The organism is Pseudomonas sp. GW821-FHT02A08, from assembly GCF_059422045.1.
The window spans coordinates 1-22,742 of sequence record NZ_JBWKWD010000021.1 but is presented as its reverse complement, the minus strand read 5'-3'; the positions used below and the strand labels follow the sequence as shown (position 1 = coordinate 22,742).

Below are 22,742 nucleotides of genomic sequence, written 5' to 3'. Positions count from 1 at the left end.
ATGCAGTTGGACCCCGCGAGCGGTTGGTGTCAGGGTGTGCGTTTATGCCCTTCGCCCAACTTCAATGCGCGCCCCGAGGGCGAGATTTCCCTGCTGGTGATCCACAATATCAGTCTGCCGCCCGCGCAATTTCAGACCGGCAAGGTGCAGGAATTTTTCCAGAATCGTCTGGATGTCACGGAACATCCCTACTTTGCAGGGATCGCCGACCTGCGAGTGTCTGCGCACTTTCTGATTGAACGTGACGGCACCGTCACTCAGTTTGTCTCTTGTCTTGAGCGCGCCTGGCACGCCGGCGTCTCGTGTTTCCAGGGGCGGGAAACCTGTAACGATTTTTCCGTGGGCATCGAGCTCGAAGGCACGGATGATCTGCCGTTCACCGACGCTCAATACATCGCGTTGACAGCCCTGACCCGCCAGTTGCAGCAGGCGTTCACGGCAATCACCACAGAGCGCATCTGCGGGCACAGCGACATTGCACCGGGGCGCAAAACCGATCCAGGGCCGGCGTTCGACTGGGCACGCTATCGTGCCGCCCTGGCACAAGAGGAAGGACGATGAGTTTTCTGGTGTTGCTGTTGGCGGTGTGGATCGAGAAGTTCTCGGCCCTGCGTCATCGGGTCCAGCGTGACAATGGCTGGACACACGAGCTGAACAAGCTTGAGGCCAGCCCGCGACTTTCAAACCGGCCATGGCTGGTGTTGGCGGTAATGGTGTTGTTGCCGGTGGCGTTGCTGGGGTTGCTGCTGGTCGTCATCGAGCCGGTGGCCTACGGGTTGCTGGCGTTGCCGATCCATTTGCTGGTGGTGATCTACAGCTTGGGGCGCGGTGATCTGCTGGGCGATCTCGGACCGTTCCGCGATGCCTGGCGTCGGGAGGACCTGCAAGCGGCGGCCCATGTCGCCAAGCGCGATCTGGATATCTGTGCGGACAGTGGCGAGCAGTTGCTCGAGCAGGTCGAAGGGCATTTGCTGTGGGAGGCCTACCATAGCTTTTTCGCGGTGATTTTCTGGTACTTCCTGTTGGGGCCGGTCGCGGCACTGAGTTATCGACTGCTGGCGCTGGCCGAAGAACACGGGAAAACCCCTGCGCTGGTCGAGCGCGCCGGGCAACTGCGTCACGCCTTCGACTGGTTGCCGGTGCGTCTGCTGGCGGCGAGTTTGGCGTTGGTCGGCAATTTTGTTGCGGTCAGTCGGGTCATGCTGCATGAGCTGCTGAACTGGAACATCAGCGCCGCGCAATTGATAGTGAGAGTCGGGCTGGTGGCCGGTGAAATTCCGGCGCCGGTGACCGGCGCGGAAGGCATCAACAATCTGGACCGCATCTGGGCGCTGCTGCTGCGTGCGGCGGTGCTCTGGTATGCCGGGTTTGCGTTGTGGACAGTCCTGCATTAACGGGGCCGCCGGAGCAGGCTCCCTCGCCACGGGGCGATCACTAGTCCGAAGTGCTTCGCCCTGTCGTTAACCTTAAGTTACAAAACTTCCTGCCGATTTAAGTTATACAGAGATAGCGTCGAATAGTGGCTATCTGCCGTCTGTCTGCGCCCGCCAATAAAAAAAATAAGAAATTGAAGGGAGACATCCAGTGAAGAGCTTGCTCTATCCCGCTGTCGCACTGATGAACCGCCTGAGCTTCGGCATGAAGTTCAGCCTGATCAGCGTACTGTTCCTGGTGCCGATGCTGGTGACCAACTTCTATCTGGTGCGTGACTCCTATCGCGAATTCCAGGGCACACGCATCGAACTGCAAAGTCTCGACCTGTTGGGCAGCAGCCTGATGCTGCGGCGTGATCTGGAAACCCTGAACAACCTGGTGCAGATCAATGTCAGCCTCGGCCAATCCGGCAAGGCCGGCAATGTCGAATCGAAGATCAGCACCCTCGAGCAGAATATTCTGACGCGCCTGCAAGGGCTGACCGCGATGACCAGCGACCCGGAGCAGGTCGCGGTGTTTGATGGCAAACGCGATGAAATGATCGCCGCGTTCCAGGCCCAGCAAACGGAGAACTCCCTGCAAAGCAAAAGTGCCTTGATCGGCAAACTGGTGGGCAGCGCGCAGATTTTCAGCCAGCTCATCACCAGCCAGTCCGGCCTCAGTCGCGACAACCAGAGCGACATGCGTCAGTTGAGCGAGCTCGTCACCCTCGTCACGCCGCGGGTCACCCAGATCCTGGGCGAAGGTCGGGCAATGGGGTCTTATTCGTTGGGGCAGGGGTTCATCAATTCGGCTTCGAGTACCCGTTTCGATGAATTGCTGGCGCAGATTGAAAAGCTCCAGGCCGAGTATGGCCTGAAGTTGCAGGATGCCTTGGGTTCCAGCAAAGCCGTACGCGAAACCCTGGCCGCACAGGCCGATAGCAGCCGGGCGTCGTTGAAGAAGGCCAGCGAGCTGTTCGAAGAACAAGTGGTCATGGCCGACACTCTGGATGCGCCGTGGCAGGGTTTTTACGATCAGGTCACTGCCCTGATGGACCAGACCTACCAACTCAATGAAGCAACCCTGAAGTATCTCGGCCCACAGTTGCAGCAACGCCTGGACCAGAATCGTACACACATGATCATGCAGGCCGTGGCGTTGTCTGTGGTGTTTGTACTGATCTTCTACCTCTACGGCGGTTTCTATGCCTCGACCCGCACCACCCTCAAACGCCTGGGTGGGGTGATGGACAAGGTGGCGGCCGGGGACATGACCGTGACCTTCAGCGCCCACAGCCGCGATGAGTTGGGTGAGCTGGGCGAGGTATTCAACGGCACGGTGAAAAAAATCCATGACCTGATCGAGCGGGTGGGGCAGACCGTCAGCGAAGTCGAGCGTCAGGCCGGGCAAGTGGAAAACGTTTCCGCGCAAAGCAACCAGGCCGTCGCCGGGCAGCGCACACAGATCGAACAAGTGGCCACGGCGATGAACCAGATGTCGGCCACTTCCCAGGAAGTGGCGCGCAGTGCCGCCGCGGCGGTGAGCAGTGCCCACAGCGTCAACGATGAGACCATCAATGGACGCGGCCTGGTGGAGTCGCAGCAAGGCAGCATTGCCGCACTGGCCAGCGAGATCGATCAATCGGTACTGGTGATCAACCAACTGGCCAGCGACAGCCAGTCCATCAGCCGCGTGCTCGAAGTGATCAAGAGCATCGCCGAGCAGACCAACCTGCTGGCGCTCAATGCCGCTATCGAGGCCGCACGGGCCGGTGAGCAGGGGCGTGGTTTCGCCGTGGTAGCCGACGAAGTCCGGACCCTGGCCAAACGAACCCAGCAATCGACCGAAGAAATCGAGCAGATGATCGCCAGGCTCCATGGTGGTGTCGGCGCAGCAGTCAAGGCCATGGGCACCAGCCATGAAATGGCCAGCGGCACGGTGGGGCAGTCGGAGAAGGTCCAGCGGGCGCTGGAAAACATCCTGGGTGCGGTCGGCATGATCGTCGACCAGAACCAGCAGATTGCCGCCGCCGTGGAGCAGCAAACCGCCGTGGCCCACGACATCGACCAGAACATCGTCGAGATCAATCGCGCCGGCGAGCGTACCGCTGAAGGTGCGCATCAGACCGAAGATGCCAGCCGGGCGTTGTCGGCCCAGGTCGTGGAGTTGAAGCAGTTGATCAGTGCATTCCGGGTCTGAAATTCTTCTCGGGACCCTGTGGGAGCGGGCTTGCCCGCGAAGACTGCGGCACATCCAACATTAATGTGACTGAACGATCGCTTTCGCGGGCAAGCCCGCTCCCACAGTTTTGATGTGCTGTCGGAAGATTTTGTAATACTTTTTCCCTTTCCAGGTGGGAGTCCTCCTGATTCTCTTCGTGCGCTGGCATTTGGAGTTCAATCAAGGAAGATTAACGCGGTTTACCGCCATGGAGGAGCTTGGTCATGTCTGCTGCAACAACAGGAGTCCAGGGACGCTGTGCGCATTGTCAGCGCACGTTGCTGCTTCAACCCTGGCAACTCAACGCCATTGCGATCAATGAAGCGTTTGCCTGTGCCCACTGCCGGAAACATGTTCAGTTACGTTGTCCGGAACAGATCAAGCGCTTCAAGTCTCTCGACTCTTTTTCGCTGTTGCGCGCCAGCCTGCGGGTGATGGTCTGCACGGCCTTGCTCGTGGCGCTGGTGATGGAGTGGGTGGGAATGCTCAGTGTCATCGAACAGCTGAATGCTTCGCTGATCGTCTTGTTCGTGTACTTCGCGGTGGTTCGTTACTTCCGCCGACGTCAGCACCTGACGCTGATCCTGGAGGCTGCCAGGGCTCACGCTGACTGATTACCAGCCGAACACTTCGCAGCTGTTGGCGGTGCTGGCAGCCGCCAGTCGTTCCGGGCTGATTGCCATCCATTGCGCCAGTGCCGCGCAGATCGCCGGCAAGTGTGCCGGGCTGTTGCGTTGGCCGGGGAACATGGCGGGCGCCATGTCCGGCGAGTCGGTTTCCAGCACCACAGAATCCAGTGGCAGCTCGGCGAGCACGCGGTGCATGCGCAGTGCTTGAGGCCAGGTCGCGGCGCCGCCAAGGCCGAGTTTGAAACCGAGCTTGATGTATTCCCGCGCCTCCTCCTTGCTGCCGGCGAAGGCGTGGATGATCCCGGCGCGTTTCAGGCGAAACCGTTTGAGCGTGGCAATCACCGCCGCATGGCTACGCCGCACATGGATCAATGCCGGAAGATTGAAGTCAGCCGCCAGTTGCAATTGCGCCTCGAACAACGCCTGTTGGCGCTCGCGATCGAGGGATTCGATGAAGTAGTCCAGGCCGATTTCGCCCACCGCACACAGTTGCCGATGGTCGGCCAGGCGGGTCAGCCAATCGCCGAGTTCGCTCAGGTGTTGCGGGCGATGATCGTCCAGGTACACCGGGTGCAGTCCGAACGCGGCGTGCAGGTCGGGATCACTTCGCACCAGCTCCCAGACCCGCTGCCAATTGGCCTGATAAACCCCCAGCACCACGATCCGCCGCACCCCGAGGGCGCGGCTTTCGGCCAGCAGCGCCTGACGGTCGGCGTCGAAGTCCGGAAAATCCAGATGGGTGTGGGTGTCGATCAGCTCCACGGTTCAGTCCTGGCGAATACGCTGCTTGAACGTGCGCGCGATGGCTTGCACGCCGGGCCGGTAATCCGACTGCTCGATGGCTGCCAGGGCCAGCGCGAGGGCCTTGTCGGCGATCAACTGGTGTTGCTGGGCCATGGCGTTGACCGGCAGCGGCAGGAAGTCCAGCAACTGGGTGTCGCCGAATGTGCCGAGGCGCAGCGGGCGGTTTTTCAGCGGGAAGTCGTGCAGCGCATCGAACACGCCCTGAAGCAGCACGTAGGATGTGGTCACCAGGGCATCGGGCAAATGGCCCAGGCGCTGCAGCAACTCTTCCATCAGTTGTTTGCCGCACTCACGGCTGAAGGACTCGCCTTCTTCGATCAGCACCTCGCCGCTGAACCCGGCGAGCGCCTCCTTGAAGCCGGCGCAACGTTCCTGGCTGATGCTCAGCTCCGGGCGGGCGCCGATCAGCGCGATCTGTTTGGGCAACGGATCGAGCAGACTGCGGGTCAGTTGCAGACTGGCTTCGCGGTCGTCACTGATCACCGAACAGAAATGCTCGGGTTCCATGACCCGGTCGATGGCGATGATCGGAATGCCCTTGGCCTGTAACTGGCGATAGCTGTCGTCGCCGGCCGGCAGGCAGCTGGCAACGATCAGTGCGTCGCAGCGCCGGGCGCGGAACAGTTGCAGCAATTGCCGTTCGCTGTCTGGTGCATCGTCGGAACTGGCGATCAGTAACTGATAACCCCGGGCCCGCGCACCTTGCTCCAGCAATTTGGCGATTCGCGCGTAACTGGGGTTTTCCAGATCCGGCAGAATGAACCCCAATGTGCGGGTGTGCCGGCTGCGCAAACCGGCAGCCTGTGGGTTAGGCGTGAAGCCATGTTGTTCGACGACCGCGCGCACGCGTTCGACGGTAGCGCTACTGATGCGCTGTTGTTCGGCCTTGCCATTGATGACATAGCTGGCGGTGGTGACGGACACACCGGCCAACTGGGCGATATCGCTGAGTTTCAACCCGCTGTTTCCTTGTTTTTTCGAGATTGCCTCGACATTTTCGTCAATCCTAACCGATTAAGGCAGGCGACCATTGTCGCAACGCATCCGACAAGTTGGGCTTCAAGGATGGGCCAATATCGAGTAACGTGCCAATCGATCTAGATTAAACGTTTCAGCAGGCGTATTTTCTACGTTTTAGGTGCCTTTGGCCGGTTCTGCCGTGAAACCGCCAAAAGCGATGACCAAGCGCCTAAGCTGACTCATTCAAAACAATACCTGGTGCCCCAAGGCGCCAAAAAGGAGAAAGCATGCTCGAGCTCACTGTAGAGCAGATTTCCATGGGCCAGTCGGCTGTGGACAAGTGCGCAGCGCTGCAATTGCTGGCCCGGCATCTGGTCGCCGACGGCCTGGTTGCCGAGGGGTATCTCGCCGGTTTGCAGGCGCGGGAAGCCCAGGGCTCGACCTTTCTCGGTCAAGGTATTGCCATCCCCCACGGTACGCCCGAAACCCGCGACCTGGTGTTCACCACCGGTGTGCGTCTGATGCAGTTCCCTGAAGGTGTGGACTGGGGCGATGGTCATATCGTTTACCTGGCGATCGGTATCGCCGCCAAATCCGATGAGCATCTGCGCCTGTTGCAATTGCTCACCCGCGCGCTCGGCGAGACTGACCTGGGCCAGGCCCTGCGTCGCGCCGGGTCCGCCGAAGCCTTGCTGAAGTTGCTGCAAGGCGCACCGCAGGAGCTGGCGCTGGATGCGCAGATGATCGGCCTCGGTGTGGCGGCCGAAGATTTCGAAGAACTGGTCTGGCGCGGTGCTCGTTTGCTGCGGCAGGCCGACTGCGTGAGCAACGGTTTCTCCGCCGTGCTGCAGCAGGTTGAAGCACTGCCCCTGGGCGATGGCCTGTGGTGGCTACACAGCGAGCAAACGGTGAAGCGTCCGGGCCTGGCCTTCGTCACCCCGGACAAACCCCTGCGTTATCTCGGCCAGCCGCTCAATGGACTGTTCTGCCTGGCCAGCCTCGGTGAGGCCCATCAAGCCTTGCTCGAACGCCTGTGCGCGTTGTTGATCGAAGGGCGTGGCCATGAGTTGGGGCGCGCCACCAGCAGCCGCAAGGTTCTCGAAGTGCTCGGTGGTGAAGTGCCCGCCGACTGGCCCAGCGCGCGAATTGCGTTGGCCAACGCCCACGGTTTGCATGCGCGCCCGGCGAAAATCCTCGCGCAACTGGCAAAGAGTTTTGAGGGCGACATCCGCGTGCGCATCGTCGATGGTCACGACAGCGCCGTGTCGGTAAAGAGCTTGAGCAAGTTGCTCAGCCTCGGCGCCCGTCGTGGGCAGGTCCTGGAAATCATCGCCGAACCGGGCATCGCGGCCGATGCATTGCCTGCCTTGTTGGCCGCCATCGAAGAAGGCCTCGGCGAGGAAGTCGAACCGCTGCCGCCGGTCAGCCAGGCGCGCGAAGTCGTTGCCGATATGGCCGAAGTGGTCCTCGCCCCGGTGTCAGGCAGCGTGACTCAGGCGATTGCAGCCGCCCCGGGGATCGCCATCGGCCCGGCGCATATTCAAGTGCTGCAAACCATCGATTACCCGTTGCGCGGCGAGTCCGCCGGCATCGAGCGCGAGCGTCTCCAGCACGCCCTGGCGCAGGTACGCAGTGACATCCAGGGCCTGATCGAGCGCAGCAAGAGCAAAGCCATCCGCGAAATCTTCATCACCCACCAGGAGATGCTCGACGACCCGGAACTCACCGATGAGGTCGATACGCGCCTCAAGCAGGGCGAAAGCGCCGAGGCGGCGTGGATGGCCGTGATTGAAGCAGCGGCCCGGCAGCAGGAAGCGTTGCAGGATGCCTTGCTCGCCGAGCGTGCGGCCGACTTGCGTGACATCGGACGTCGGGTGCTGATGCAACTCAGCGGCATCGAAACACCGAGTGAACCGGATCAACCGTACATTCTGGTGATGGACGAGGTCGGCCCGTCCGACGTCGCGCGTCTCGACCCCGCTCGCGTGGCGGGGATTCTCACCGCCCGGGGAGGTGCTACGGCACACAGTGCGATTGTCGCCCGGGCCCTGGGCATCCCGGCACTGGTCGGCGCCGGTGCCGGTGTTTTGCTGCTGGCGCCGGGTACGCCGTTGCTGCTCGATGGTCAGCGTGGTCGCCTGCATGTGGACGCTGACGCGGCGACCTTGCAACGCGCCACGGCCGAACGCGATACCCGCGAGCAACGCTTGAAGGCGGCTGCTGAGCGGCGCCATGAATCCGCGCTGACCACCGATGGCCACGCCGTCGAAGTGTTCGCCAACATTGGTGAAAGCGCCGGCGTGACCGGCGCGGTGGAGCAGGGTGCCGAAGGCATTGGCCTGTTGCGCACCGAACTGATTTTCATGGCCCATCCGCAAGCACCTGATGAGGCGACCCAGGAAGTCGAGTACCGCCGCGTCCTCGATGGTCTGGCCGGTCGGCCGCTGGTGGTGCGCACCCTCGATGTCGGTGGCGACAAACCGCTGCCGTACTGGCCGATTGCGAAGGAAGAAAATCCCTTCCTCGGCGTGCGCGGCATTCGCCTGACCTTGCAGCGCCCGCAGATCATGGAAGCGCAACTGCGCGCCTTGCTGCGGGCTGCCGACAACCGGCCGCTGCGGATCATGTTCCCGATGGTGGGCAGCGTCGACGAGTGGCGCCAGGCCCGTGACATGACCGAACGCCTGCGCCAGGAAATCCCGGTCGCCGACCTGCAACTGGGAATCATGATCGAAGTGCCGTCGGCGGCGTTGCTGGCGCCGGTGCTGGCCCAGGAGGTCGACTTTTTCAGCGTCGGTACCAACGACCTGACCCAATACACCCTGGCCATCGACCGTGGTCATCCGACGCTGTCGGCCCAGGCCGATGGCTTGCATCCGGCGGTGCTGCAACTGATCGACATCACCGTGCGCGCGGCCCATGCTCATGGCAAATGGGTCGGTGTGTGCGGTGAGCTCGCGGCCGACCCGCTGGCGGTGCCGGTGCTGGTCGGCCTCGGGGTGGATGAACTCAGCGTCGGGGCGCGCAGCATTGCCGAGGTCAAGGCGCGGATTCGCGAGCTGGGCTTCACTCAGACTCAAACCCTTGCCCGTCAGGCCCTGGCCGTGGGCAGCGCCAACGAAGTGCGTGCATTAGTGGAGGCCCTGTAATGGCTCGGATTCTCACCCTGACCCTCAACCCGGCGCTGGACCTGACCGTCCAGTTGCCGCGCCTTGAAGCCGGCCAGGTCAACCGCAGCGATGTGATGCACACCCACGCAGCCGGCAAAGGCGTGAACGTGGCGCAAGTGCTGGCGGACCTGGGGCATCAGCTGACCGTCAGTGGCTTTCTCGGCGAAGACAACCTGCAAGCGTTCGAAACTTTGTTCGCCAAACGCGGTTTTGTCGATGCCTTCATCCGTGTTCCGGGCGAGACCCGCAGCAATATCAAACTGGCGGAAAGCGACGGGTGCATCACCGACATCAACGGGCCGGGGCCGCAGGTCAGCGAAGCGGCGCAGCAGGCCTTGATCGATCGACTGGAGCAGATTGCCCCGGGGCACGATGCGGTGGTTGTCGCCGGAAGCTTGCCGTTGGGCGTCAGTGCGCAATGGTTGCAGGCGTTGATCTTGCGCTTGAAGAACCTGGGGCTGAACGTCGCCCTCGACACCAGCGGCGAGGCGTTGCGTGCAGCGCTGAAAGCGGGCCCGTGGCTGATCAAGCCCAACACTGAAGAGCTGGCCGAGGTGCTGGACTGCGAGGTCGTGTCAGTCAGCGCCCAATCCATAGCGGCGGAGCGTTTGCACGCCCAAGGCATCGAGCATGTAGTGATCTCCCACGGTGCCGAAGGCGTGAACTGGTTCAGCGTCGGCTCTGCATTGCATGCCACGCCACCCAGGGTCAACGTCGCCAGCACGGTGGGTGCGGGTGATTCGTTGCTGGCGGGGATGCTCCACGGTTTGCTCAGTGCCGATACGCCTGAGCAGACCTTGCGCACCGCCACGGCGATTGCCGCGATGGCAGTGACCCAGATCGGATTCGGCATTGGCGATGCAGCGCAACTGGCGCAGCTCGAACAGGGTGTACGCGTGCGTCCCCTGACAGAACAATAAGAGGGTTTGTCATGAAGTTAGCCATCGTAACGGCCTGCCCGAACGGCATGGTTACCAGTGTGCTGTGTGCCCGGCTGCTCGATGCCGCGGCCCAGCGCCAGGGCTGGAGCACCAGCGTCGAAGTCACCGATGCCGCGCATCCCGAAAAACAACTGTCGGCGGCCATCCTCGACGCGGCCGAGTGGGTGCTGCTGGTGACCAGCGCGCCCGTGGACATGTCGCGGTTTGTCGGCAAGCGGGTGTTCCAGAGTACTCCGGCCCAAGCCCTGCAGGACGTGGAATCCGTGCTGCGGCGTGGAGCACGGGAGGCTCAGGTTTACGCCGCCGAAGAGGCCGTCGTCGAACCGGTGGCGGTTGTCCGGAACACGCCACGACTGGTGGCCGTCACCGCGTGCCCGACGGGCGTCGCTCACACGTTCATGGCCGCCGAGGCCTTGCAGCAAGCGGCCAAGCGCCTGGGCTATGACCTGCAGGTGGAAACCCAGGGCTCGGTCGGTGCGCGCAATCCGTTGAGCGCAGAAGCGATTGCCGAGGCCGATGTGGTGCTGCTGGCGGCCGATATCGAAGTCGCCACCGAGCGTTTCGCCGGCAAGAAAATCTATCGCTGTGGCACCGGCATTGCCCTCAAGCAAGCAGAGGCGACCTTGAAAAAGGCCTTGGCCGAAGGCCAGCAGGAAAGCGCATCGAGCGTTGGCAAAACAACGGCCAAACAGGAGAAGACGGGCGTCTATAAACACCTGCTGACCGGCGTGTCGTTCATGTTGCCGATGGTGGTCGCCGGTGGCTTGATGATCGCCTTGTCGTTCGTGTTCGGCATTACCGCGTTCAAGGAAGAGGGCACGCTGGCGGCGGCGTTGATGCAGATCGGCGGCGACACTGCGTTCAAGCTGATGGTGCCTCTGTTGGCGGGTTATATCGCCTATTCCATTGCCGACCGTCCGGGCCTCGCGCCGGGGATGATCGGTGGCATGCTGGCGAGCACCCTGGGCGCCGGTTTCATCGGCGGGATCATTGCAGGTTTTCTTGCCGGTTACGCGGCCAAGGCGATCAACCGTTATGCGCGGTTGCCGCAAAGTCTTGAGGCGCTCAAGCCGATCCTGATCATCCCGCTGCTGGCGAGTCTGTTCACCGGTCTGGTGATGATCTACGTGGTCGGCAAACCGGTGGCCGGGATGCTTGCCGGGCTCACGCACTTCCTCGACAGCATGGGTACCACCAACGCGATTCTGCTGGGTGTGCTGCTGGGCGGCATGATGTGCGTCGACCTCGGCGGGCCGATCAACAAGGCGGCCTATGCCTTCTCGGTGGGCTTGCTGGCGTCGCAGAGTTACGCGCCGATGGCGGCGACCATGGCGGCCGGCATGGTGCCGCCGATCGGCCTGGGCATCGCCACGTTCATTGCCCGCCGCAAGTTCGCCCAGGCCGAGCGCGAGGCCGGTAAGGCAGCGCTGGTGCTGGGGCTGTGCTTCATCTCCGAAGGGGCGATTCCATTTGCAGCCAAGGATCCGCTGCGGGTGATTCCGGCGAGCATCGCCGGCGGTGCGCTGACCGGTGCGCTGTCGATGTATTTCGGTTGCAAGTTGATGGCGCCCCATGGAGGGTTGTTCGTGATGGCGATCCCGAATGCGATCAACCATGCGCTGCTTTATTTGCTGGCGATTGTGGCGGGGAGCCTGTTGACGGCGGTGGTGTATGTGCTGGTCAAGCGGCCGGAAGATGTGGAGTTGGTACTGGAGCCGGCCAAGGCCTAGATCAAAAGATCGCAGCCAGCTCCTACATATGAAATGCGATCCCCTGTAGCAGCTGGCGAAGCCTGCGTTCGGCTGCGTAGCAGTCGTAAATCCGCCTTGCACGATCTCTCTGACGTACCGCGAACTCTGATTTTACGACTGCTGCGCAGCCGAACGCCGCCTTCGGCAGCTGCTACAAAATGCGGATTCCGTGTGTCATGTGTGGGTCACACGGCCATGCTTAAGTTTTTCCTTTTTCAGGGAGAACACCATGAGCGATTTCAACCTCGGGCGCCGTCGTGTCATGCAAGCGGTCGGCGCCGGGCTGTTGTTGCCGGGGCTGGCGCCGGCGGTGATCGCTTCGGTCAAGGATCGGCCGCAACTCACCGACGGCGTGCAGTCCGGCGACCTGTTGGGCGACCGGGCGATCATCTGGAGCCGCTGCGACCGCCCCGCGCGGATGGTGGTGGAGTGGGACACCCGCAGTCTGTTTCCCAGCCCCCGGCGATTCGTCTCGTCCCTGGTCGATGCGCGCACCGATTTCACTGCGCGGGTCGAACTCACCGGGCTGCCCGCCGGCCAGGCGATTTTCTATCGCGTGCAGTTCGAGGACGCCCAGAGCGGCGTCGCCAGCGAGCCCTGGTTCGGTCACTTGCGCAGCGTGCCGCAAACCCGGCGCGACCTCCGTTTTGTCTGGAGCGGCGACACCGTCGGCCAGGGCTTCGGCATCAACCCGGACATTGGTGGCATGCGCATCTACGAAGCAATGCGCCTGCGTTTGCCGGACTTTTTTATCCACAGCGGCGACACCATTTACGCCGACGGCCCGATACCGGCGCAGCTCACCACCGAAGGCGGCCGGGTGTGGCGCAACATCACCACCGAGGCCAAGAGCAAAGTCGCCGAGACCCTCGATGAGTATCGCGGTAATTACCGCTATAACCTGATGGACGAAAACATCCGTCGCTTCAACGCCGAAGTCCCGCAGATTTGGCAATGGGACGATCACGAAGTGGTGAACAACTGGTCGCCGGGCAAGCAGCTGGATGCGCGTTACCAGGACAAGGATATCCACAGCCTGGTGGGCCGCGCACGCCAGGCCTGGCTCGAATACGCGCCGATGCGTTTGCAGAGCGGCGATGGTGGCGGGCGGATCTATCGCAAGCTGGGTTACGGGCCGCAGCTCGATGTTTTCGTGCTGGACATGCGCAGTTATCGCGGGGCCAACGATGACAATCTGGGCGCTGAAAAACCTTTCCTCGGGCGTGAGCAACTGGACTGGCTCAAACGCGAAATGCAGGCCTCGAAGGCGCAATGGAAAGTGATAGCCGCCGACATGCCCATTGGCCTCGGCGTGCCCGACGGCGAGGTCAGCCCCGGTGTCGCGCGTTGGGAAGCGGTGGCCAACGGTGACCCCGGCCCGGCCCAGGGGCGCGAACTGGAAATCGCCGAACTGCTCGGTTTCCTGCGGGCGCAGCAGGTGCGCAATTTCCTGTTCCTGACCGCGGATGTGCATTACTGCGCGGCCCATCATTACCACCCGGATCGGGCGGCGTTCCAGGATTTCGAACCGTTCTGGGAGTTCGTTGCCGGGCCGCTGAATGCCGGAAGCTTTGGACCGAACACGCTGGATAAAACCTTTGGTCCTGAAGTGGTGTTCGAAAAGGCGCCGCCAGCGCAGAACGTCTCGCCGTTTGCCGGGTTTCAGTTTTTTGGCGAGGTGAATATCGATGGGCAGAGCGGGGAGTTGAGCGTGGTGTTACGGGATCTGGACGGGGTATCGGTGTTCGAGCAGAAGCTGCAGCCGGTTTGATTCACCCATGAACCCATGTGGGAGCGGGCTTGCTCGCGAAGGCGTCGTGTCAGTCGAAATCATCTTTGCTGACACTCCGCTTTCGCGAGCAAGTCGGATCGCCGCACCGCCGCTCCCACATTGGGATGTGGTGAATCAGTACACGTCGCGGCGGTAGCGGCCCTGTTCGATCAGGCGCTCCACTTTGGCGGCGCCCAGTACCTCGTTGAGCACCTGGTCCACGCCCGAAGCCATGCCTTGAAGGCTGCCGCAGATGTAGATCACCGCACCGTCCGCCAGCCACTTCTCGAGTTCGGCTGCCGATTCACGCAGGCGATCCTGTACATAAATCTTTTCGGCCTGGTCGCGGGAAAACGCCAGGTCAAGGAGCGCCAGATCACCATTGATCAGCCACTCCTCCAGTTCCTTGCGGCACAGGTAATCGTGCTCGCGATGGCGCTCGCCAAACAACAGCCAGTGGCGTTGCTGACCATCGGCAATCCGTGCCTTGAGCAGGCTGCGCAACCCGGCCAGGCCCGTGCCGTTGCCCAGCAGGATCATCGGCACCGGTTGGGCCGGCAGATGGAAACCACTGTTGCGCCGCACGCGCAGGCTGATGGAGCTGCCCACCGGCGCGTGTTCGGTCAGCCAGCCGGAACCGACGCCGAGGTTGCCGTCGGCATGCACTTCCTGACGCACGATCAATTCCAGCACGCCATCGGCCGGGATCGAGGCAATGGAATACTCGCGCATGGCCAACGGCACGAGGGCCTCTACCAGCGCCTGCGCGTGCAGGCCGACCAGGTGGGCGCGGTTCTCCGGCAACTGGCGGCTGGCCAGGGCCTGTTCGAGGGTTTCTTCCAGGCCGTTGAGTTGCACCCTGGTTTCACCGTGGATCCCCATTCCGTCGAGGAAGTGCTCAATGGCCCAGGGGCAATTGCGCGGCATCACTTCCACCAGGTCGCCCGCCAGCCAGCTGCTGGTGGAAGGAGGCTTGAGGCCCAACAAGTACACCGGCGAACCACTGCTGTCCGGGTTGAGCAGTTCACGACGCTGCAGAGTCCAGTTGTCGTAGTTGGGTGCTTGCCAGGTATCCACGGGGGCCTGGCCGGTCAACAGGCCCAACTGCTGTTGCCAGTGACGCAAGGCGTAAGGGTCACCGCTGTCGACCTCCACCGGGGCGAACAGGGTCTTTGCGCCCTGTTCGCCCAGCCAGGCGTGCAGGCGTTTGGCGAAACCGCAGAAGTGTTGGTACTGCCGGTCGCCTAGCCCCAGGACGGCGTAATTCAGGCGTCCCAGGCTCGGTGCCCGGCCCAGTACCTTGCGCTCGAACCCACGGGCGCTGTCCGGTGCTTCGCCGTCGCCGAAGGTGCTGACGACGAACAAGGCATTGTTCGATTCATGCAAGTCCTGCTCACTGACATCCGCCAACGGCTGCACCTTGACCGGCAAGCCTGCGGCCTGCAATTGCCCGGCGGTCTGCCATGCCAGCTGCTCGGCAAAACCACTTTGGCTGGCGAAGCCTATCAGCCACGCAGGCGCATCGCTGGCGGTTTGCACGAGGTCTTTGCGCGCATCCTTGATCTGGCGTTTTTTGCGGCGACGATCCAGGTACAGCATCCAGCCGGTGACGAAGAACAGCGGCATGGTCAGCGCGGTGATGGTCAGGATGATGCGCCCGACGATGCCGAAGTAACTGCCGACGTGCAGCGCATAGATGCTGGTCAGCAGTTGCGCCTTGAGACTCTTGTCGCTGTAGCGATCAACGCGCTTGACCACGCCGGTGGCCGGGTCGAGGGTGATCTGGTTCAGGGCGCGGTCGTGAGGCGAAGTTTTCAGCAGGAAGTACACGGTCGCTGGTTGGCCGGCCACGGGGGGCATGCGTACGTTATAGGAACTGAGTTGCGGACCGGCCGCGCTGTAGATGCTGCTCCACATTGCCGCGTAATCGGCCGTCGGTGCCGGACCGCTCGGCGCAGGGCCGCGACCGCCGCGCACGCGTTCGCTCTGCGCAGAGTCGGAGAGCAAGCGTGTCAGGCCTTTGTTGTACCACTCGTAGGACCAGGACAACCCGGTCAGTGCCGCCAGGAGGTAAAACACCAGGCACCAGGTGCCGGCCACCGAGTGCAGGTCCCAGTTGAAGCTGCGGCCCTTTTTCTTCCAGTCCAGGGTCAGCCAGGCGCGCCAGCTTTTCCACTGGCGAGGCCAGCGCAGGTACAGGCCGGACAGGCAGAAGAACACCAGGATCAGCGTGCACGCACCGGTGATCTGCCGACCCGTGTCACCCATGGCGAGGAAGCGGTGCAGTTGCAGCATCAGGCCGAAAAAGCCCTGGCCGGTGGCGTCGCCGAGGAATTTGGCAGTGTACGGGTCGAAGTAGCGCATCTCGCCACGGCGTTCACCCGGCGGCGGGGTGAACCACACTTTGGCGGCGTTGCCGCTGTCGGTTTCCACCGTGAGCATCGAGACTTTTTTGCCCGATGCGGCTTCGATTCGCTCCACCAGTTCGACGGGCGGCAGCACACCGGCGACCTGTTTCTCGACCTGTAAAACAGAAGGATTGAGTGTGCTCAGAATTTCATCCTGAAACGACACCGCCGCCCCGGTGATGCCCATCAGGGCCAGGACCAGCCCGGCGCTGATGCCGAAAAACCAGTGCAACTGGAACAGGGTTTTCTTCAACACGTCGCTCGCCTTGTTCGTTCAAATTGATTCATCACGGCGCGCATTATGCCGTGGGGTTGTCGAGAAGCATTCTTTTTTACGCACAAAAGCCCCGTTCAGTTGAACGGGGCCTGGTCTTTCGAGTGCATTCCATGTGGGAGCAGGCTTGCTCGCGAAGGCGTCGTGTCAGTCGACCTCAATGTCTGCTGATACACCGCTTTCGTCGGAACGCCGCCCGGAGCAAGCCCGCTCCCACAGTTTCGACACCTGTCAGAAGTGGAAGTTGGTGCTCAGCAAAGCGGTGCGACCGGCCGCCTGGTTGGCGAAGTGAGTCGAGAACGCCTTGTCGTAATAGGTTTCGTCGGTCAGGTTCTGCACGTTCAGTTGCAGGTCGACGTTTTTGCTCAGCTTGTAGGCCGCCATTGCGTCGTAACGAACGTAGGAATCAACCATGGTGGTGTTGGCGGCACTGCCGAACACGTCATCGACATAGAACGCACCGCCACCGATGGTCAGCTTTGGCGTGACCTGGTAGGTCGTCCACAGGCTGGCGCTGTTTTTCGGCGTGTTTGGCAGTTCGTTGCCGTTGTTGGCTTTGTTGGCCGGCAGGTCACCACCATCGATTTGCTCGCTGTCCATGTAGGCGTAACCGGCGAAGACCTGCCATTTGTCGGTGAGCTTGCCGGTGGCCGACAGTTCGACACCTTGAACGCGGGTTTTGCCGACGTTTTCAAACGTGGTGGTATTGGTCTGCACACGAGCGTTTTCTTTCTCGGTGCGGAAGATGTCGGCAGTCAGGGACAGACGATCGTTCAGCAGGTCCCACTTGGTACCGATTTCGTAGTTCTTGGTGGTTTCCGGCTCCATGTCGCTTTTGAGCAGGTTGCCGTTGCGATCCGGCGTGCCGCCCAGCGGGTTGCCTTCCGAACCTTCGCCCAGGGTATTGCCCGGTGGCGTGGCGGACGTCGCGTAAGACGCATAGATGCTGCCGTTTTCGGCTGGCTTGTACACCACGCCGAACTGACCGGTAACGAATTCGCTGGTGTCATCGCCCTTGGACGTGGTCACGCTGGAACCGTTGAAGGTTTTGTATTCGGTGTCGAAATGGTCGTAGCGCAGGCCCATATTCACCAGCCACTGCTCGGACAACGTCAGGGTGTCGAACACATACAGCGCGTAGGTGTTGGCCTTGGTATCGGTGCCGGCATAGTTGCGCGAGATGGCGCCGCTCCACGGATCATTCGGGTTCGGGTTGGACAGCGAGGTGCAGTTGTAACCGCTTGGCGCGCCGATCAGGGCCGGCGAGCAGTTGGTGGTCGCTGCTGCCGTTCTCGGGGTGGTGTCCGTGTTGACGTTGTACGTCGACTTTTCGCTTTCCTCGTGGGTGTATTCGACACCGGTGGAGAAGCTGTTCTTGAACCCGGCGATGTACACATCACCAAACAGATCGGTCTGGTTGGTGGTGGTCTCGGTGTTGCTCACGCGGGTGTTCGCGCGGCGCCAGACGCTGCCGTTGTTGACGTTGCCTTTACTGTCGTCCGGCTGGGTCAGGATGTAGTCCTGCATGCTGGTGCCGTGACGCAGGGTGTTCTTGACGGTCAGCGCGTCGCTCAGGTCGTGCTCGATGGCGAAGGTCGCGGTGTCGGTGCGGGTCTTGCGGAAGTCGCGATCGGTCAGACCATAGAAGTTGCTGCTGTCGCCGCCGTCATTCGGCTTGTCCGGGTTGGCCTTGGTACGGGCAGCAGAGCCACCGACCGGGATGGAGTACGGAATACCCGAGTCCGGCAGGTCGTTGCTTTCGAGATGGTAGTAGTCGAGGTTGACGCGTGTGTCCGTACCCAGGCCGAAAGCCAGGGACGGTGCAACACCCCAACGGTCGTAGTTGACGCTGTCACGTCCGGCGACGTTGCTCTCGTGGCTCAGCAGGTTCAGACGGCCGGCGGCGGTGTCGGTGAACTGGTAGTTGCCGTCGAAGGTGTAGCGCTGGGTCTGGTCGGAGCCCCAGGTGAAACCACCGTCGAGCGAATTGCCCAGGTGAGCTTTCTTACTGACCAGGTTGATACTGCCGCCCGCTGCGCCACGACCGCCAATGGCGGAGTTCGGGCCCTTGCTGACTTCGATCGATTCAACGGCGAAGATCTCTCGGCTCTGGGAACCGGTATCGCGCACGCCGTCCAGATAGGTGTCGCCCTGGGCATCGAAGCCGCGGATGAACGGACGGTCACCCTGGGGGTTGCCACCTTCACCGGCACCGAAGGTGATACCTGGAACAGTGCGCAGCGCGTCCTGCAGGTTCATCGAGCCGGTGTCCTTCAGGACCTGTTGCGGAACAACGGTCACTGAACGCGGCGTGTCGATCAGCGGGGCAGTGTACTTGGGCGAGGAGGCCTTCTCGACGTTGTAGGTCGTCTCGTCCTGGGCTTCGCCGGTGATGGCGGTGGCGCCCAGCGAAATCACATTGTCCGGTGCTTTTTCGTCGGTTTTTTCCGCCGCGAAAACCATATGGCCCGCAGAGCCGGCAGTTATCGCCATGCCGATGGCCGATGCGAGCAAACGTGGTGAACTGACCGGTACTTGTGGTTGTTGACGCGACATTTGAATTCCCCTCCCCCAGGATTTGAGGCGGCGGAATATAGGGTAAATACGTATTCGTAACAATTGCGAAACATTACTATTCGCACTTAATTTACATTCTTTACAATTTAGCCTTACGGTTTTTGCTGACTCATTCGTCAGATGGGTTTTACACAGGCAATAAGAATCAATACCATTGGCGCCCCTTTGTTTTCAGGTGTCTTGTCATGCTGCTGCACATTCCCGGCCTGTTCGAAAAAGACGAGGTGCAGCGCATTCGCGAGGCTCTGGAGCAGGCCGATTGGGCGGATGGCAAGATCACCGCCGGCTACCAGTCGGCGAAAGCCAAGCACAATTTGCAGTTGCCGGAAGGGCATCCGCTGGCCAAGGAGATCGGCGCGGCGATGCTGGAGCGGCTGTGGAAAAATCCGCTGTTCATGTCAGCTGCCTTACCGCACAAAGTCTTTCCTCCGTTGTTGAACTGTTACACCGCCGGTGGCAGTTTCGACTTCCATATCGACAACGCGGTGCGTCAACCCAAGGGCAGCATCGAGCGGGTGCGCACGGATTTGTCCGCCACGCTGTTCTTCAGCGAGCCGCAGGATTACGACGGCGGCGAGCTGGAGATCCAGGACACCTTCGGCACCCAACGGGTGAAGCTGCCCGCCGGCGACATGGTGTTGTACCCCGGCACCAGCCTGCACAAGGTCAATGCGGTTACGCGGGGAGCGCGACTGGCCTCGTTTTTCTGGACCCAAAGCCTGGTGCGTGAAGACAGTCAGCGCGCCCTGTTGTTCGAGATGGACGGGGCCATCCAGCAGCTGACCCGCGATGTGCCCGATCATCCATCGCTGATCCGCTTGACCGGCACCTATCACAACCTGTTGCGTCGCTGGGTCGAGGTGTAAGTGGCGGATTTTCGTTTACGCCGCGAGGAAATGCTCGACGGTGAGCGCCTGCGCGCGATGCTCGACGAAAGCCCGGCCCGGGCGGCCCAGGCGATTCTGATCGCGGCCCGCGAAGACGTCCTTGATGCGCAGGCGTTGCTCGGGCAGATTTTGCTGGATGGGCAGGGCATTGCTCAGGATCGGCCGCTGGCGCTGCGTTGGTTCGACATCGCCGCGCGACGCGGGCATGTGATGGCGCGCAACATGCTCGGCCGTTGTCATGAGCATGGTTGGGGTTGTGCTGCCGATGCATCACTTGCTGCACGGCATTATCGAGTCGCGGCGCAGGCCGGACTGGATTGGGCGATGTACAACTACGCCAATCTGCTCGCCACCGGACGTGGGGTGGTTGAGGATCAGCTTCAAGCACTGAGTCTCTATCGCCGTGCGGCTGAGTTGGGCCATGCAAAATCGATGAATCTGTTGGGGCGGTATCTGGAAGAAGGGCGGGTCTGTCCGGCGGATCCGGCAGCGGCCCGTGACTGGTATCGGCGTTCGGCCGAAGGCGGGGACTTTCGCGGGCAGTTCAGCTTTGCAGCGGTCTTGACCGACGAAGGGAATATCGAGGATGCGTTGGTCTGGCTGCGCAAGGCGTTGGCCGCTGGCAACCTGAATTTTCTGCGAGTGGCGAGTCAGGCGCTGATGGGCGCGGTCGATCCGAGGATCCAGGCACTGGCCCACGAATTCCAAAATCGTGTCGAAGAATTAACCCCGGTCTCTTGAGCTTTTGTGGGAGCGAGCCTGCTCGCGATGACGTCATGACATTCAACATCAATGTTGACTGAGCTATCGCCATCGCGAGCAAGCTCGCTCCCACAGGGATTTGCGTAAACCAAAAAGCCCATGACGTGTCATGGGCTTTTTGCTTTCTGTGTGATGTATTTACACGTAGAACGACTTCAGCGGCGGGAAGCCATTGAACTCGACGGCGCTGTAGCTGGTGGTGTACGCACCGGTCGACAGCCAGTACAGGCGATCACCGATGGCCAGGTTCAGCGGCAGGCCGTACTTGTAGTTTTCGTACATGATGTCGGCGCTGTCGCAGGTAGGGCCGGCGATGACCACTTCTTCCATCTCGCCCTTTTTCTCGGTCCAGATCGGGAACTTGATGGCTTCGTCCATGGTTTCGATCAGGCCGGAGAACTTGCCCACATCCGTGTACACCCAACGCTCTACCGCGGTACGGGATTTACGTGCGACCAGTACCACTTCGCTGACCAGGATACCGGCGTTGGCGATCAACGAGCGGCCTGGTTCCAGGATGATTTCCGGCAGGTCATCACCGAAGTCTTCCTTCAGGAAGCGGATGATTTCCTCGGCGTAGGTTTCCAGGCTGTTGGTGCGGGTGATGTAGTTGGCCGGGAAGCCGCCGCCCATGTTGATCAGCTTCAGGTGAATGCCGTCTTCTTCCTTCAGGCGTTCGAAGATCACTTTGACCTTGGCGATCGCCGCGTCCCAGACGCTGATATCGCGCTGCTGCGAGCCAACGTGGAACGAGATGCCGTAAGGCACCAGGCCCAGGTCGCGAGCGAGGATCAGCAGGTCCATGGCCATGTCGGTCTGGCAGCCGAATTTGCGCGACAGTGGCCAGTCGGCGGTGGTCGAGCCTTCGGTCAGGATGCGCACATAAACTTTAGCACCCGGGGCGGCCTTGGCGATGTTGCGCAGGTCGGCTTCGGAGTCGGTGGCAAACAGGCGCACGCCCTTCTCGTAGAAGTAGCGGATGTCCTTGGATTTCTTGATGGTGTTGCCGTAGCTGATCTGGTCGGCGCTGACGCCGCGATCCAGCACTTTGTCCAGCTCATAGATAGAGGCAATGTCGAAGCTCGAGCCTTTTTCTTTGAGCAGGTCGATGATTTCCACAGCCGGGTTGGCCTTGACCGCGTAGTAGACCTTGGCGAATTCGAAACCGGCGCGCAGGTCGTCATAGGCCTGGCTGATCATCGCGGTGTCGATCACCACGAACGGGGTTTCCTGTTTGTCGGCGAACGCCTTCATTTTCTGAAAGGTTTCGCGCGCGAAATAGTCTTCGACCTGGATCGACATACCTGGGAGCTCCTAATGGCAAACGAGTAAAAACAATGGGTGCGAGGGTGTGTCATCAATGAATTCGCGAGTACGTTGCGCCTGAGCGCGTGCCAGGCAAGGCGTAGGCCAACCGCTAATGGCCACTCCCTTCGCAAGGCCTACAACGCAGCATGGCGCGCGCTCAGACACAACCCGAAGGGCCGGGCCTGCTTTTGCGCAGGGCTGCGTTACTCGTACCTTATTTGGAACAACCAAACTTCGGTCCTCGCGCCTTACCCTGCGCAAAAGCAGGCTCCGGCGTACTCGTGAATTCATTGATGACACACCCTCCTGAACGTCCTCCGTATCCCCACTTTGGTTCGCCTACTTCCCAAGGCATGTCGCCGAAAGCAAAAAGGCCATGGGAAGTGCAGCTTTCCCTTGGCCTTGCTGTCTCGTCGTCAGTACTTGAGCCGGATGGATCGTTTCCAGCATGGACGTTCGGCGCGAACTTTAGGGCGTGAGGGGCTTGAGATCAACAAAAAATGTCGCGTTTTTGCACTCTTCTGACGCGCGTTACGAGCATTACTCTTTGTAACCGACACAGATGACAGTCGGATGTTCCCGAAGATTTATGAAGTGTTAAAAATACCTGCACGTTCGACGCTTTTGTACGCTAAGTCACTAGGAAGTACGATGGCGACAATATGGGCGACGTTGGCGGCGAAAAGGTAGGCTGAGAGGGGATTTGACTATTCCGGAGCAAGTTTCCAGATAGCTTTTGCAGACGCTACTGTTGATATTTTTTTCCGGCCTGCGAATCACTGGAAAATCCCACAGGTTTTGTATTTTTACCCGGTAATGTGAGCTGTCAGGCGACCACGGCCTCGGCAGGCGACACGATGTTGG

15 protein-coding genes are annotated in these 22,742 nt (G+C 61.2%); 10 read left to right on the top strand and 5 right to left on the bottom strand.

The annotated features are described in order from the left end of the window. From ampD to AC07W4_RS16090, 4 genes are all read left to right on the top strand, one after another. Positions 1 to 561, top strand: a complete 561-nt coding sequence (gene ampD / locus AC07W4_RS16105) for a 1,6-anhydro-N-acetylmuramyl-L-alanine amidase AmpD (RefSeq protein ID WP_495033082.1) — start codon at positions 1 to 3, stop codon at positions 559 to 561. Beyond that, complete coding sequence (gene ampE / locus AC07W4_RS16100; RefSeq protein WP_008047435.1) at positions 558 to 1,394, top strand: regulatory signaling modulator protein AmpE; 837 nt, start codon at positions 558 to 560, stop codon at positions 1,392 to 1,394. Before ampD ends, ampE begins: the two co-directional genes overlap by 4 nt. Before the next feature lie 190 nt (positions 1,395 to 1,584). Then, complete coding sequence (locus tag AC07W4_RS16095) at positions 1,585 to 3,615, top strand: methyl-accepting chemotaxis protein (RefSeq protein WP_495033081.1); 2,031 nt, start codon at positions 1,585 to 1,587, stop codon at positions 3,613 to 3,615. A gap of 245 nt (positions 3,616 to 3,860) precedes the next feature. Further along, positions 3,861 to 4,250, top strand: a complete 390-nt coding sequence (locus AC07W4_RS16090) for a hypothetical protein (RefSeq protein WP_104450898.1) — start codon at positions 3,861 to 3,863, stop codon at positions 4,248 to 4,250. On the opposite strand, the gene AC07W4_RS16085 is transcribed toward AC07W4_RS16090, so the two are convergent. Together AC07W4_RS16085 and cra are read right to left on the bottom strand one after the other, a co-directional pair. After that, a complete protein-coding gene (locus AC07W4_RS16085) occupies positions 4,251 to 5,027 on the bottom strand; it encodes a TatD family hydrolase (RefSeq protein ID WP_495033080.1) in 777 nt (258 codons plus the stop codon). A gap of 3 nt (positions 5,028 to 5,030) precedes the next feature. Beyond that, a complete protein-coding gene (gene cra / locus AC07W4_RS16080; protein WP_008047432.1) occupies positions 5,031 to 6,026 on the bottom strand; it encodes a catabolite repressor/activator in 996 nt (331 codons plus the stop codon). Between the two features lie 290 nt (positions 6,027 to 6,316). Between cra and ptsP the strand changes: the two genes are divergently transcribed. From ptsP to AC07W4_RS16060, 4 genes are all read left to right on the top strand, one after another. Further along, a complete protein-coding gene (ptsP, locus tag AC07W4_RS16075) occupies positions 6,317 to 9,178 on the top strand; it encodes a phosphoenolpyruvate--protein phosphotransferase (protein ID WP_495033079.1) in 2,862 nt (953 codons plus the stop codon). Next, entirely contained in the window at positions 9,178 to 10,119 is a 942-nt protein-coding gene (gene pfkB, locus AC07W4_RS16070; protein ID WP_008047427.1) for a 1-phosphofructokinase, read from the top strand. Before ptsP ends, pfkB begins: the two co-directional genes overlap by 1 nt. Before the next feature lie 11 nt (positions 10,120 to 10,130). Continuing rightward, positions 10,131 to 11,870 (top strand): PTS fructose-like transporter subunit IIB, encoded by a 1,740-nt coding sequence (locus AC07W4_RS16065; RefSeq protein WP_495033078.1) that lies wholly within the window; start codon positions 10,131 to 10,133, stop codon positions 11,868 to 11,870. Positions 11,871 to 12,120: 250 nt separating this feature from the next. Beyond that, positions 12,121 to 13,662 (top strand): alkaline phosphatase D family protein, encoded by a 1,542-nt coding sequence (locus AC07W4_RS16060; protein ID WP_495033077.1) that lies wholly within the window; start codon positions 12,121 to 12,123, stop codon positions 13,660 to 13,662. Positions 13,663 to 13,797: 135 nt separating this feature from the next. Here AC07W4_RS16060 and AC07W4_RS16055 read toward each other — a convergent pair whose 3' ends face one another. Further along, positions 13,798 to 16,326 (bottom strand): PepSY domain-containing protein, encoded by a 2,529-nt coding sequence (locus AC07W4_RS16055; protein WP_495033076.1) that lies wholly within the window; start codon positions 16,324 to 16,326, stop codon positions 13,798 to 13,800. A 249-nt stretch (positions 16,327 to 16,575) separates the two neighbouring features. Further along, the gene (locus tag AC07W4_RS16050) at positions 16,576 to 18,900 is read right to left on the bottom strand and encodes a TonB-dependent receptor (protein WP_495033075.1); all 2,325 of its coding nucleotides are present in this window, start codon (positions 18,898 to 18,900) and stop codon (positions 16,576 to 16,578) included. Between the two features lie 206 nt (positions 18,901 to 19,106). On the opposite strand from AC07W4_RS16050, the gene AC07W4_RS16045 reads away from it, so the two are divergent. Both AC07W4_RS16045 and AC07W4_RS16040 read left to right on the top strand, forming a co-directional pair. Further along, complete coding sequence (locus AC07W4_RS16045; protein ID WP_495033074.1) at positions 19,107 to 19,787, top strand: Fe2+-dependent dioxygenase; 681 nt, start codon at positions 19,107 to 19,109, stop codon at positions 19,785 to 19,787. Continuing rightward, the gene (locus tag AC07W4_RS16040) at positions 19,788 to 20,549 is read left to right on the top strand and encodes a tetratricopeptide repeat protein (protein ID WP_495033073.1); all 762 of its coding nucleotides are present in this window, start codon (positions 19,788 to 19,790) and stop codon (positions 20,547 to 20,549) included. It begins immediately after the preceding gene. A 159-nt stretch (positions 20,550 to 20,708) separates the two neighbouring features. Here AC07W4_RS16040 and AC07W4_RS16035 read toward each other — a convergent pair whose 3' ends face one another. Next, positions 20,709 to 21,872 carry a type III PLP-dependent enzyme gene (locus AC07W4_RS16035; protein WP_495033072.1) on the bottom strand — a complete coding sequence of 388 codons (1,164 nt, stop codon included), beginning with the start codon at positions 21,870 to 21,872 and terminating at the stop codon, positions 20,709 to 20,711. Between the last annotated feature and the right edge of the window lie 870 nt (positions 21,873 to 22,742).

Excerpts from the sequence above, each read along its gene's own strand:
- ampD (WP_495033082.1), top strand. The coding sequence starts at position 1 with ATGCAGTTGGACCCCGCGAGCGGTTGGTGTCAGGGTGTGCGTTTATGC.
- ampE (WP_008047435.1), top strand. The coding sequence starts at position 558 with ATGAGTTTTCTGGTGTTGCTGTTGGCGGTGTGGATCGAGAAGTTCTCG.
- AC07W4_RS16090 (WP_104450898.1), top strand. The coding sequence starts at position 3,861 with ATGTCTGCTGCAACAACAGGAGTCCAGGGACGCTGTGCGCATTGTCAG.
- ptsP (WP_495033079.1), top strand. The coding sequence starts at position 6,317 with ATGCTCGAGCTCACTGTAGAGCAGATTTCCATGGGCCAGTCGGCTGTG.
- pfkB (WP_008047427.1), top strand. The coding sequence starts at position 9,178 with ATGGCTCGGATTCTCACCCTGACCCTCAACCCGGCGCTGGACCTGACC.
- AC07W4_RS16065 (WP_495033078.1), top strand. The coding sequence starts at position 10,131 with ATGAAGTTAGCCATCGTAACGGCCTGCCCGAACGGCATGGTTACCAGT.
- AC07W4_RS16060 (WP_495033077.1), top strand. The coding sequence starts at position 12,121 with ATGAGCGATTTCAACCTCGGGCGCCGTCGTGTCATGCAAGCGGTCGGC.
- AC07W4_RS16050 (WP_495033075.1), bottom strand. The coding sequence starts at position 18,900 with ATGTCGCGTCAACAACCACAAGTACCGGTCAGTTCACCACGTTTGCTC.
- AC07W4_RS16045 (WP_495033074.1), top strand. The coding sequence starts at position 19,107 with ATGCTGCTGCACATTCCCGGCCTGTTCGAAAAAGACGAGGTGCAGCGC.
- AC07W4_RS16035 (WP_495033072.1), bottom strand. The coding sequence starts at position 21,872 with ATGTCGATCCAGGTCGAAGACTATTTCGCGCGCGAAACCTTTCAGAAA.